We start from the raw sequence: 12,960 nt of genomic DNA, 5'->3' as shown, positions 1-12,960 counted from the left end.
AGTTAACACTTAGATAAAATTAGTATATTAAATTAACCCATCAATCGTATCCAATACACCGTCATGGTTATTGTCTAAGGCCGTTTCATAATTGGCCATCGTTTTGACCGTTGGAATGGCATTACGCATGGCATAACTATAATCAGCCTCACGCAACATTTCTAAATCATTGCTATTATCACCAAAAGCGGCCGTCTGGCTAGCAGCAATCCCCCAGTGACGTTGTAAGAAAGCTAAGCCAAACGCTTTGTCCACATTGGGGGCAATCACGTCTAAACCACCGTAACCACTCGCAGTCGCCCGTAAACGCCCCTTAAAATGCGCATTAATGATGTCAGCGTGGTATTCAGCTCGCTGATCTTGCCAGCCGAACGTGGCCTTATAAATATGGTCATCGACCGCGGCTAAATCATCGACTACTGATAGATTGCTCAAAAAGTACTGCATCACTTCGTTGTCATCTTGCGGCCGAATATAAGCACCATTTTTCCCAGAGAGCGACGCCCCGGCACCGGCTAACTCGGGAGCAGTTGCCACAAAGGTCAGCAATTCTTGTAAAACGGTCGGCGTTAGCAGACTTTCACTCAAAACAGTGCCATGATTGTCGATGACCAAGCCACCATTTTCGGCCACATAGGTAATCTCGCCGTCAATCTTGTCAAACACTTCAATACAATGTTGGAGTTGATTTCCGCTGGCAACGGCAAAATGTTGCCCATTCGCCATCATTTTAGTCAATTGTGCTTGAAACCGCGCGTGATCAAAACCATGATCATCTCGTAAAAAAGTGCCATCTAAATCTGATGCAATTAACGCTACTTTCAATCCAATGCCCCCTAGTTTAGTCAATCTCTTGTTTTATTCTACCAAACTTGTAAGCATTTTCAATCGCCTAGTAGCCTTGATCTTCAAAATCTTCCAACATCGCGACCATTTCGCCATCATCCGGTTCGATTGCCAAGTAGTTGCGCAGGGCTGCAACGGTTTGTTCAGGCATACCGGCCTCACGGAAGAAGTAAATGGCTGGTTTTAAGAAGTCTTCGTTATGTTCGAAGAATGGGTAAGCCGCCAAATAATTGTCTTTGGCCGCCTTAACCTGATCCAAGTGATCATTTGAAATCGCCAAGTTCCAATAAAATTGCGGATCAAATTCGTTAATTTGCAAGTATTGGTCTAATAGATCAATATTATCCTGATACCGCTCTTGTTTGACGAGTAAATTAGACAGTTCCAGTACCGTCGTCAAATTGTCTGGATCAATGCTTAACCCTTCACGTAAATACTTTTCTGCCAAATCTTGATCATCTAGTTTCAAAGCAATTCGAGCAGTTTGCAAATATAGTTTTTCATTATATTGATCGACCGCTAGTCCTTCTTGTAAGGTCATCAACGCATGGTCTAACTCATTTAACTTCTCCTGAGCCTCGGCTAAATACGGATAAAGCGTCGCATATTGCGAATCTTGTTCCCGTAACTTGTTGAAAATATCAATTGCCTTACGTGGCTCGTCCAGTTGCAAATAGGTGAAACCTAATTCAAATTGACTATCTGGCGTCAATTTAGCCGGTTTAATCTGCTCTAAATAGCCGACCGCCTGTTCAAAGTGACCGGATTCGGCATATGACACACCCAGTCGCTCAACTAAGTTGACTTTAGAAATTTCTAATTGCCCCTTCTTGATTAAATCAAGATAGAATCGCACCGCTTTGGCGTAATTACGAATCAAAAAGTAAAATTCAGCCAAAGCAAATTCAACCACGGGTTCATCTGGGTCAATTTGGTACGCTTCAACCAATTTTTGTTCACTCACTTCAAATAACTCTTGGGTTTGATAGAGGTCTGCTTCAACCAGCAAGGCCTGGACATATGCAGACGACTCCGGCTTCACTTCAGACAAATAGTTCAAAGCTAAGTCGGTATCATCCTCATCAATCGCAATATCGGCCAGACTAGTCCGTAAATCATCTTCATCTGGATACTTGGCCAATAATTTTTTATAAATACGGGCAGATTGCTTTAGAAATCCTAATCCGTATAATTCTTCCGCCAAACTATATAGTGTCTCATCATCATCTTTACGCAACGCCCAAGCATAATGCTTGTTGGCATTTTCTAGTTGCCCGTTGGATAATGCCGCGAGCATTTTTTCTGAATAAGTCATCGCACCCATCCTTTAGCCATTTTGTCTTATAACTCGACTTACTATCATAACGCAAACGACAACAAAAAAGCCAGTATAACGGTTGCTATACTGACTTCTCGAGTAAAACTCAATGACGCTTATTTAACTGCATCCTTTAAAGCTTTCCCTGGCTTAAATGCAGGTACTTTGCTTGCAGGAATTTGGATTTCATCGCCAGTTTGTGGATTGCGGCCCTTACGAGCGGCACGTTCACGTACTTCGAAGTTACCAAATCCGATTAATTGAACTTTTTCACCCTTTGCAAGAGTGCTTTGAATTGATGCAAAGACTGCGTCGACTGCAGCAGTTGCTTGTTTCTTAGTCAAGTTATCTACAGAAGCAGCAACGTTGTTAACTAATTCAGCTTTGTTTGCCATGTTTGATTCACCTCCCCTTTACAGAGTGAAGATGTATGTATTAAATTACGTACATCCAGATGATCATTTTTGAGTGGTCCAAAAATGAGAGAAACGATGACAAGCATCATTTCTTCATCAAAGATAGCATAGGAATGCTGTAATAGCAAGCTTTTTTGGCCTTTTTGAGTAAAAAACGAAAAATAAGTAATAATCGTTTACAACTTTTAAGCATTATGCTAAAATGCCGGTTTCAAGCCTTTTTGACTACTTTCGACGCCGTTCAATCATATGGATCGGTGTCCCGGTAAAATCAAACGCATTTCGGATCTGATTTTCCAAGAAACGTTCATATGAAAAGTGCATCATATCAGGATCATTCACGAAAACCACAAAGGTTGGTGGCTGAATTGCCACTTGGGTCGCATAGTAAACCCGAAGCCGTTTCCCATTGTCACTAGGCGTTGGATTCATCGCAATTGCGTCCATAATGACATCATTCAAAACAGACGACTGAATCCGCCGTGAGTGGTTCGTGTTGACGGTCTGAATCATCGCTGGCAACTGTGCCAAACGTTGCGTGGTCTTTGCCGAAACAAAGATAATTGGCGCATAGGCGAGGTACACGAATTGATCACGGATGTAAGCTTCAAACTCTTGCATCGTATGATTATCCTTTTTGACCAGATCCCACTTATTCACGACAATAATGATCCCTTTACCCGCTTCATGGGCATAGCCAGCAACCCGCTTATCTTGTTCGCGAATGCCTTCTTCACCATTGATGACAAACAGGGCAACATCACTATTATCAATTGCCTTTAACGCCCGCATGACTGAATAACGTTCGGTATTTTCGTAGACTTTACCCTTTTTACGAATACCAGCCGTATCCACCATGACAAACCGATTACCGTCAGCATCAGTAAATTTTGTATCAATCGCATCCCGGGTCGTCCCAGCCACGTCAGACACAATCACCCGGTCTTCACCAAGCAAAGCGTTGACGATTGAAGACTTCCCAACGTTTGGCCGACCAATTAAACTGAAACGAATGGTACCGGGTTCATCTTCACCGGTTGACTCTGGGAAATTCTTGATGACCGCATCGAGTAAATCACCCAGGCCTAAGCCATGCGCCCCAGAAATTGGGAATGGTTCGCCAAAGCCTAAGGAATAAAAATCATAAATCTGTGCACGTAACTCTGGATTATCGACTTTATTAACGGCTAAAACGACTGGCTTGTCGGAACGATACAAGATTTGTGCCACGTGTTCATCGGCGTCCGTGACACCTTCTTTAGCACTAACCAAATAAACAATGACATCAGCTTCGTCAATCGCAATTTCGGCTTGTTGCGTAATTTGTTTAATAAACGGGGCATCATCAATATCAATCCCACCGGTATCAATTAAACTGAATTCCCGACCTAACCATTCACTGTTGGCATAGATTCGATCACGGGTAACCCCGGGCGTATCTTCAACAATTGAAATACGGTCACCGGCAATCCGGTTAAATATCGTTGACTTACCAACGTTTGGTCGCCCTACAATGGCGACAACTGGTTTTGGCATCTAAACTCCTCCTTCACAAAATAAGTCATTGATCTCGATTCATAAAAAAATATCCTTCAAGGCCAGCTTGAAGGGTATTTTTAGAAGCAATCAATGATTACTTTTCATCATCATTGTGTTCAGCGTTCTTCAAAGCGTCACCAACTAAATCACCTAAACTGAAACCAGTTGATTCTTCCGGTGCATTAGCCGTTGAGCGTTCAGAAGCAGAACGGTTGTCGCGACGATTGTTGTTACGACGGTTGTTGTTACCACCGCGATTATTATTGCTGTGGCTTGGCGTTTCTTCTTCGCCTTCAGCAGCTTGTGGCTTTTCTTCCAAAGCTTTGATTGACAATGCCAACCGCTTTTCGTCTGGACGAACGTCCAAAACTTTAACTTTGATTTCTTGGCCCACTTTTAAGACATCGTTTGGTGTTGCAATATGTTGATGTGAGATTTGTGAAATATGAACCAAACCTTCAACACCAGGGAATACTTCAACAAAGGCACCAAAGCTAGTCAAGCGTTTAACTTTACCATCAAGAACGGCACCTTGAGGGGCTTTTTCTTCAATCCCATCCCAAGGTTCTGGTAAGGTTGCTTTGATTGAAAGTGACACACGTTCGCGATCTGCATCAACAGATAAAATCTTCACTTGAACTTCTTGGCCAACCTTTAAAACGTCGGCAGGTTTTTCAACACGTTCGTATGAAATTTCAGAAACGTGAACTAACCCATCAATACCACCAAGGTCAACAAACGCACCAAAGTTAGTCAAACGTGCAACTTTCCCACTGACAACTGAGCCAGCTTCTAAGGTTTGTAATGCTTCGGCACGTTGTGCTTCGCGTGTCTTTTCGACAACGGCACGGTGTGACAAGATCAAACGGTTTTCGCTAGGTTCAATTTCAATAATCTTAAGTTCAAGTTCTTGGCCTTTGTAAGCACTTAAATCTTCAACATAATGATCATCAATCATTGAGGCAGGGATGAAGCCACGAACGCCAGCGTCAACGACTAAGCCGCCTTTAACTACTTGCGTTACAGGAGCTTTAATTGTATGGCCTGCTTCGTATTCTTTTTCTACATCGTCCCAAACTTTGCGAGCTTCTAACCGACGATGTGACAGTAAGTAACTGCCGTTTTCTTTATCGGTGCCAATTCGAGAAATGACAACCAAGTCTAAAACATCGCCAACTTTAGCGACTTCGTTGACATCTTCAACCCGTTGTGTTGAGAGTTCCTTCAAAGGAACGACCCCTTCAACGCCGGTACCTTGGATCCCAACAATAACTTGCTTGTCGTCGTCAATTGCTAAGACTTCACCCTTAACAACATCACCGACGTTAACTTCTGAGACGCTATTTAAAGCATCTAAAAGTTCTTTTTTCTCATTTTGACTGTTTTCATTTTCACTCATGCAAATTTCCTCCTGTCAACAATAACTCTAACCTATATCATAGCTGAAACTGCGATGAAAAGCTAGCTAAAAACACCAACTTGTGTAATTAGATTGTTGAACTTTGTTTTTTTATAATTCTCGCGATGGCCTCAACCACTTCTTCGATCGACATTGGCGTCGTATCGACTAAAACTGCATCAGCAGCTTGTGTCAATGGTGAGACTTTACGAGTTGAATCCTTATGATCACGGAGCTCAATCTCTGCTTGCAATTGTGCGAGCGGTGTATTGATTCCTTTAGTAATGTTTTCTGCATACCGGCGTTTGGCCCGTTCTGCTGCTGAAGCAACTAAGAAAATCTTCACTTCGGCTTGTGGTAATACGGTCGACCCGATATCGCGGCCATCCATGACAATCCCACCAGCAGCGGCAATCTGACGCTGTTGTTCCGTTAAGATCGTCCGTACCGTTGGCAATGCCGCAATCGTCGACACGTTATTCGTCACATCTGGTTGCCGAATTGCCGCGGTAATATCTTCGTCATTCGCGAACACCAATTGGTCAGGTTCGCCTGGCTTAAAGCTGATGGTCAATGACTGCATCATGGTCGCAACCGCTTGATCATCCGTCAGTGCCACTTGGTGGGTCATGGCCCAATAAGTGACCGCACGATACATCGCACCGGTATCCACATAGATATAGCCAAACCGTTTTGCAACCAGTTTAGCGACGGTACTTTTTCCAGCCGAAGCTGGACCATCAATGGCGACTTGTAATGCCTGTTCTGCCATAACCGTTAAATCCTCACAATTCTAAAAATCGCATTTTTAACGGACACGTAACCGCTGACCAGCCGAAATGGTTGATCCAGATGATAACCCATTCAGTTGCAAGAGCTCATCCACCGAGATCCCAGCATTGGTCGCAACCCGATAAACCCCTTGTCCAGCAGCAACCGTTACGTACTTTTCACCAGAGGCTGATGAACTACTGCTACTGTCACTACTCGCCGAGCTTGAAGATGCGCTACTACTAGATTCGGTTGTCGAAGCGGCGGCCTTACTACTAGCCTTCGCAGCCGCCTTGGAACTGGCTAATGCTAAACTACTACTTTTGGCAGCAGCTTTCTTTTTAGCAGCAGTTGACTCACTAGACTTGTTTGCCGCCTTTGAAGATGATTTCGCTGCCGTACTCGAGGCTTTTTTCTTTGAGCTAGAGCTAGCAACTTGTTCAGTCTGTTGCGGATTATTCAACGAATTTTTCTTCACCAAAAAATAACCAATTGGTGCAAGCGCGAGCAACAAAATTAACACCACTAAGACGGTCGTCAGAGTGGAATTACTGCTATCCTGTTTACGTTTTTGAGTTCGCGATAAATTGCCTGAATCATCCCGATCGTCTTCAAAAGTTTTATCCCATGGTTTATCTTTTTGGGATTTTTGATCATCATTTTTTTGACTCATAGGGTGTTCCTCCTCAAAAAACTTTCATCAAATATTGTAACATAACGCCAAACTGATTTCTTTAAGAATTTTGTAAAAACAGTTGTGCTAAAATCTGCTGCCACGGGATTGTTGCCGCTTGCGACTGTGCTTTACTTGCCGTAAGACCTAATTGTGCAAGTGGCAATGGCTCCCCTGAAAGCTGACAACAGCGCGGCGTATGGTCTGGTGCCGGTTCATTAAAATAAGCCATCAAAACGGCTCGCCGACAAGTTTTAGCTTGGACATACGTTAATAGTTGTGCGAGTTCAGCTTCTTTAGCCCGTTGCCGGCTTTCAAACTGGGTTGTGACTTGTTCAACTGAATAGCCATGTGTCCAATAATACTGCAAAACCAAGCTTAAATCAGTCTCAGCCACTTGTGATTGTTGAAAGCGTTGCTGATCCAGTTGAATTTCAGCCGGGCTGGCCGCAGTTAGGTTGTTCAGATTACGGACCAGCTGTTCATCACCAGGCGCGTACAATAAAACGGCCAGTGCCGGCTGACCGTCACGCCCTGCACGCCCAATTTCTTGAACATAATCAGCCAGATTGGTTGGTAAATGATAATGAATCACTTGCCGAATATCGGCTTTATCAATGCCCATCCCAAAAGCTGAGGTGGCACAAATCACGTCCAGTTCGCCCGCCATAAATTGCTGTTGAATTTTAAAGCGATTTTCCGCCGTCAAGCCGGCGTGATAGGCCGCCACGCGTAAGTGGGTTGTCGAACGTAGCCATTCCGCAATCAAATCAGTCTGGCGCTTTGAACTAAAATACACAATACTTGGTCGCTTCACAGCCAACACCAATTGCTGTAATCGCTCCCGTTTATCGGCCTCAGAAGCGACTTGTTCCACTGCCAAATAAATATTCGGCCGATTAACCGAATAAACGACTTGTTTTGCAGCGGGAACTTGTAACTGTGTCACAATATCTTGGCGGACTTTGGCAGTCGCGGTCGCCGTTAACATCAACGTCAAGGGATTACCAATCGCCTGTTTCAACGTTCCTAGCGACAAATAGTCTGGGCGAAAGTCCGGACCCCAAGTCGAAATACAGTGCGCCTCGTCGATGACTAGTAGACTAATGGTCGTCTGCTGGAGTGCCGCTAACACCCTCGGTTGTTTCAGCATCTCTGGTGAAATAAATAAAAATTTCAATTGCGGGAGCTGTCTTAACACACTTTTGCGAGTGCCAAAGTCCAATTGCGATGTCAGCGCCGCCACCTGCTTCTCACCTTGATAGTTTAATCGTGCGACTTGATCTTGCATCAGCGAAATCAAGGGTGAAATGACAACCACCAAACCGGGCAGCAAGCTACCAACCAATTGATAAATTAATGATTTCCCTGTTCCAGTTGGTAAAACCGCCAGCACATCTTCGCCTGCGAGTAAGTCGCTAATCACTTCATATTGGCCCGGACGAAACTCATCAAACCCATATTTAGCTTTTAATCGTTGATAAATGGCTTCACGCTGCATCATGGCACCTCATAATCTGATAAAGTCGAAACCAAAAGAAATCTATTTCTGGAAAAGCAGCTTGCACGGTGTCAAAACGCCAAGTTTCAATCCTCGGATTTTCTGAAAAAAGACCCGTCAATTGCTGAATCCGGATTGGGGTCAATAGCTCAGCCGCGGGAAATTCCGGCCACAAGATTGCGACTTCTAACAAATGTTCCCGCACGGTACTCAGCTTCAGTTTGCGACGTTGCGCCACCAGCGTTAAATTTTGACTGGCACGGTAATCTTGATACGTTTGCCAAGCACTGCTGCTGACCGGAGTTACTTTCAATAATGGCCGCAACAATGCTGCTAATGGCGTTGTCGGCTGTTGTTTTAGCCACGCCACCCAATGGCAACTCAGATCTTTGCGCATCACCACGATTTCCAACGGCTGGCGATCAAGTTGCGTCGCCAACTGTTGCTCGGTCTGCCCGGGAAAGTTGAATCCAGTTAAACTCCCGCTGAAGACCGTAGCTAGTTCAGTCGTTTGTGTTTGTAAAAATGCGGTTAATTCTTGTTGAATTTGTTGTCCAAGCGTTGGACTTTGCCATTGTCGAAACCACTGCTTGACTTGCCATTGAATGTGACGATCTGTCGTGATCGGATAATAGCGTCGCTGCTGATGAACGGCTTCTGAGACGACTTGTAAGGCCAATTGACTCGCAGCCGTAAACTGGCGCACATCCGCTGCTTGATAATTTTCCCAAGCTGTCGGCAAATATAGCGTGTCTTTTAACCGTTGTTGCGCGGCTGCCCCAGCGATCGTCAATTGTAAATATCCTGGTTGGGTCGTTTTCAACCAACCGTCACTAACCAACTGCTCAGTTGCGCGCTCAAAGCTGACTAACGGAATCCCATGGCAACTGCCTAATAACGACAAGCTGTCCGTCGTCAACCCGGCAAACAAGGTTGACACCGTTCGTTTGCCGCGGAGGACATTGAACAAAGCCTTCGGGCGACGTGGTGCCGTCGTAAATAACAATAAGAGATATTCAGCTAACAATCCGGCACCTTCTTTCAACGAGTTAAGCCTCTTAAGCATAGCATGTAACCGCAGTTCTGACCAACTCAAAAAAACGGCCTGAACGAGTTGTCTTGACTCGTTCGGGCCGTTTCGATTAATCGTTTAATTTAATGCTTGCTGTCGGCAATGACGTCACCGTTTAAACGCGAGTCATTAGTTGATTGCGACTCCCGAGCCACTTCGCCAAGCGATGGTAGACCAGCCAAAAGACGCCGCCGACCAAGAGCCCCTTAATCAAGTTGAACGGTACCACGGCAATCAAAACTAAGGTGTTGAGTGAAACACTTAATTTCATCCCCATGACTTGCATGTAGAACGGCAAGACAAAAGTTAAGTTTGCCAACGATTCAACAATGACTAAACCGACCGTTGCTAAGATGATGGCTAATGGCATCCGCCACTTTTCATTGCCATGAAAATAACGTAAAACTAAGGCAAAGGCGATAATTAAGACCGCCGATCCGAGAAAACTCGCCAAAGACCCAATCAAATCTGGGATGGCGAATCCCATCGTGGCTGAATGAAGAAATAGTTTGACTAAGGTAATCGCAAACGCACCACCCATGCCGTACAAGAATAACCCAATCAGAATCGGAATATCTGAGAAGTCAATCTTCATCCAAGCCGCTATTGGAATAATTGGAAACTCCAATAACATCAAAATATAAGCACACGCGCCGAGCAAGGCAATGCCCACAAGTCGGCGTAACGTCGTTTGTTGCATAACGCACCCTCCTATGGGTCATCTTCAATGAACCGCTTCGTCATAACACTACAAAAAAACGCCCGACAACAAAAGAACTGTCATCAGGGCGGGTTTATTTGCGGATTTATGCCAAATAAGCTCGATCTTCTTTATACCAGACTTTAACTGTCGACTTTGGAATTACACCAAATCACTATGCTTACACATAGGTCGCGGGCTATAACCGCCGGTCGGGAATTACACCCTGCCCTGAAGATGAACCAAATATTATTTTTTAACATCTTTAGTTTACACACTTCAATACAAAAATGCAAGCGCTATCGTTCACCCTTTAACTTGCTAATTTCAATTGGTTTTAGCTTGCGATACTCACCAGCTTGTAAACTCTGTAGGTCCAAAATACCATAGCGTTCCCGCTTTAACTTAGTTACGGGGTGACCAATGGCGGCCAACATCTTTTTAACTTGATGATTGTGGCCTTCATGAATGGTCAATTGCACTAAGGCATTTTGCTTCTTATGATCACTATCTAACAAATTCGATTTAGCCGGCGCGGTGGTCCGACCATCAATTTCAACCCCTAAACGCAATTGTTTAAGGTCGGCATTGGTCGGCACCCCTTCGACTTTAGCCAAATAAGTTTTCTTAACTTCATACTTTGGATGCGTCAAGCGATTAGCTAAAGCGCCATCGTTAGTCATAATCAGGAGTCCCGAAGTATCATAATCCAAGCGGCCAACCGGATAAATCCGTTCTGGCACGTCCTTGAAATAGTCCATCACCGTCTTACGACCGCGTTCATCATGGACCGTTGTCACGACCCCACGTGGCTTATAAAACAAATAATAAACAAGTTTTTCGGCCAAGATTGGCGTCCCATCGACTTCAATTTGATCATGGCGTTCGACTTTAACCCCTAATTCGGTCACGGTTTTACCATTGACCTTCACATGACCGGAAGTAATTAAGACTTCTGACTTGCGCCGTGACGCAACGCCCGCTTCAGCCATAATTTTTTGTAAACGTTCTGCCATTAATTTTCCTCACTATCTGGATGTTCTCCGTTGAGTTTTGCTTGAAATGCTGTCAAAAACAGATCTGTTTCGGGTGCTGGATGTTCACTATCCGTCAACGCCTCGAGGTCGATTGCCGGTAGCTCATCGAGTGACTTTAAGCCGAAATAGTCTAAAAACAACTCAGTGGTACCATACAAAATCGGACGACCAGGTTCGCTGAGTCGCCCCGTTTCCGTCACCAATTGACGGAGCACCAACTTTTGAATTGTTGACCCACTTTGGACCCCGCGAATCTCATCAATTTCAATTCGAGTCAAGGGTTGTCGGTAGGCAATGATTGCCAAGACTTCTAACGAGGCCTGGGACAAACTCGTCGACAATGGCGCTTCAAAATAACGTTTTAAGACCGGCGCTAGCGCAGCTTTCGTTGCTAGTCTGAACGTATTCGCCGTTGATAAAATCACCAAGGCACAATCCGGATCGTCGGCATAATGCGCTGCCAGCGTCGTCAACATCGTATTGATGGCCGGCTTGGCAAAACCCGTGGCATGTTCAATTTCCGCCACCGTCACACCTTCGTCGCCAGCCACAAAAAGTAGTCCTTCAATTTGTTCAATGTTCGTCATGCGTTTCATCCTGTCGTAAATATAAGTGAATTGGACCCAGTCGTGCGGTCTGTTGGAGCGTCAACTGATCCTGCTTGGTTAATTCTAACACAGCCATAAAAGTTGTGACCAGCATATCATCGCTGGCACTCGGTGTAAATAAGGTCGCAAAGTCAACCCCTTGTGGTTCAGCGACGAGTCGTTGGCGAACTTGTGCCATCCGGGTCTCAATCGTGACTGGATCGGCAGTGACCGTTTTCGTTAATGGTTGTGCCCGGCGACGCTTGGCCACTAATTGCCGAAAGGCCGCCTGCAAGTCGCCGACCGTAATGCCGGCCGTCAATTGTGGTGTCGGTAACTCTGCCGGCATGAGCATCGCTTCACGGGTAAAATGTTGTTGCCGGGCCTGTTCTTTCACCCGCAATTCGCCGGCAGCTTCTTGATAAACTTTGTAAGCTAGCAGTTCAGCCACCAGTGACTCCCGTGGATCCAGCTCGTCGTCGGCCTCATCTTCCGCCACCGGCGCCTGTGGCAATAGATCACGACTTTTGATCGTCATCAACGTCGCCGCCATCACCAAATAATCGCCAGCAATGTCTAGTTGTAATGCTTGCATTGACTGTAAATAATCCAAATATTGTTTGGTAATGGCGGCAATTGGGATATCATAAATGTCCATTTTATTTTGGCGAATCAAATGTAATAAGAGGTCCAAGGGGCCTTCAAATTCTGAAATTTTAATGGTGATCGGTTGTTCGTTGTTCATCACGACTTCGCTCCCATGCGCCAATAACTGGTGCCATTTCTAACGTCCCCATGACCCGTTGCTGCGGATACAAGTCCGCCAATTCGTCTAACATTTGTTGTAAATTTTGTGAATTACGTTCTTCTGGTGACAGCGACGCGTGGTGAACTAAAATAAAATCAGGCCCGATTTCAATGCCCACGATACCGCAAAAATCACCATCGGCTTCACGCCACAACAAAAGTTGATGATTATTCGTGGCCTGATACCACTGCATTTCGGTTTGTAAATGGGTAATCTCCTTGAAATCAGGAATAAACGAAAGTAGGCCCATGGCAACTTTTTCATAGTCTTTACGATATTTGACAAGCATTTGG

General features: G+C 44.9%; 14 protein-coding genes and 1 riboswitch. All 14 genes read right to left on the bottom strand.

What is annotated here, in order from left to right; translation table 11 throughout:
• Positions 1-27 precede the first annotated feature (27 nt).
• Positions 28-825, bottom strand: coding sequence for a Cof-type HAD-IIB family hydrolase (locus tag FFM74_RS05255; RefSeq protein ID WP_137625584.1), 798 nt, complete (start codon positions 823-825; stop codon positions 28-30).
• A gap of 67 nt (positions 826-892) precedes the next feature.
• Positions 893-2,161 (bottom strand): tetratricopeptide repeat protein, encoded by a 1,269-nt coding sequence (locus FFM74_RS05250; RefSeq protein ID WP_137625583.1) that lies wholly within the window; start codon positions 2,159-2,161, stop codon positions 893-895.
• A 119-nt stretch (positions 2,162-2,280) separates the two neighbouring features.
• A complete protein-coding gene (locus FFM74_RS05245) occupies positions 2,281-2,559 on the bottom strand; it encodes an HU family DNA-binding protein (RefSeq protein WP_137625582.1) in 279 nt (92 codons plus the stop codon).
• Positions 2,560-2,805: 246 nt separating this feature from the next.
• Positions 2,806-4,116 (bottom strand): ribosome biogenesis GTPase Der, encoded by a 1,311-nt coding sequence (gene der, locus FFM74_RS05235; protein ID WP_137625581.1) that lies wholly within the window; start codon positions 4,114-4,116, stop codon positions 2,806-2,808.
• A gap of 97 nt (positions 4,117-4,213) precedes the next feature.
• Positions 4,214-5,518 (bottom strand): 30S ribosomal protein S1, encoded by a 1,305-nt coding sequence (gene rpsA / locus FFM74_RS05230; protein WP_137625580.1) that lies wholly within the window; start codon positions 5,516-5,518, stop codon positions 4,214-4,216.
• Positions 5,519-5,606: 88 nt separating this feature from the next.
• Entirely contained in the window at positions 5,607-6,290 is a 684-nt protein-coding gene (gene cmk / locus FFM74_RS05225) for a (d)CMP kinase (protein ID WP_137625579.1), read from the bottom strand.
• 36 nt (positions 6,291-6,326) lie between these two features.
• Positions 6,327-6,962: a LysM peptidoglycan-binding domain-containing protein gene (locus tag FFM74_RS05220; RefSeq protein WP_137625578.1), complete on the bottom strand. Its 636-nt coding sequence runs from the start codon at positions 6,960-6,962 to the stop codon at positions 6,327-6,329.
• Between the two features lie 61 nt (positions 6,963-7,023).
• Positions 7,024-8,463, bottom strand: a complete 1,440-nt coding sequence (locus tag FFM74_RS05215; protein WP_137625577.1) for a RecQ family ATP-dependent DNA helicase — start codon at positions 8,461-8,463, stop codon at positions 7,024-7,026.
• On the bottom strand, positions 8,453-9,508 hold the full coding sequence (locus tag FFM74_RS05210; RefSeq protein WP_223877167.1) for a helix-turn-helix domain-containing protein: 1,056 nt from the start codon (positions 9,506-9,508) through the stop codon (positions 8,453-8,455). The genes FFM74_RS05215 and FFM74_RS05210 overlap by 11 nt, the downstream gene beginning before the upstream one ends.
• Before the next feature lie 142 nt (positions 9,509-9,650).
• Positions 9,651-10,235, bottom strand: coding sequence for an ECF transporter S component (locus FFM74_RS05205; RefSeq protein WP_137625576.1), 585 nt, complete (start codon positions 10,233-10,235; stop codon positions 9,651-9,653).
• A gap of 120 nt (positions 10,236-10,355) precedes the next feature.
• Positions 10,356-10,478: riboswitch (FMN riboswitch) on the bottom strand.
• Between the two features lie 56 nt (positions 10,479-10,534).
• A complete protein-coding gene (locus FFM74_RS05200; RefSeq protein ID WP_137625575.1) occupies positions 10,535-11,251 on the bottom strand; it encodes a pseudouridine synthase in 717 nt (238 codons plus the stop codon).
• A complete protein-coding gene (gene scpB / locus FFM74_RS05195; RefSeq protein WP_137625574.1) occupies positions 11,251-11,859 on the bottom strand; it encodes an SMC-Scp complex subunit ScpB in 609 nt (202 codons plus the stop codon). The genes FFM74_RS05200 and scpB overlap by 1 nt, the downstream gene beginning before the upstream one ends.
• Complete coding sequence (locus FFM74_RS05190; RefSeq protein ID WP_137625573.1) at positions 11,846-12,604, bottom strand: segregation and condensation protein A; 759 nt, start codon at positions 12,602-12,604, stop codon at positions 11,846-11,848. Before FFM74_RS05190 ends, scpB begins: the two co-directional genes overlap by 14 nt.
• Positions 12,576-12,956 (bottom strand): N-acetyltransferase, encoded by a 381-nt coding sequence (locus FFM74_RS05185; RefSeq protein WP_137625572.1) that lies wholly within the window; start codon positions 12,954-12,956, stop codon positions 12,576-12,578. Before FFM74_RS05185 ends, FFM74_RS05190 begins: the two co-directional genes overlap by 29 nt.
• Between the last annotated feature and the right edge of the window lie 4 nt (positions 12,957-12,960).

This window comes from Lactiplantibacillus pingfangensis, from assembly GCF_005404945.1.
Lineage (GTDB): Bacteria > Bacillota > Bacilli > Lactobacillales > Lactobacillaceae > Lactiplantibacillus > Lactiplantibacillus pingfangensis.
This window is presented reverse-complemented; position numbering and strand designations above follow the sequence as displayed.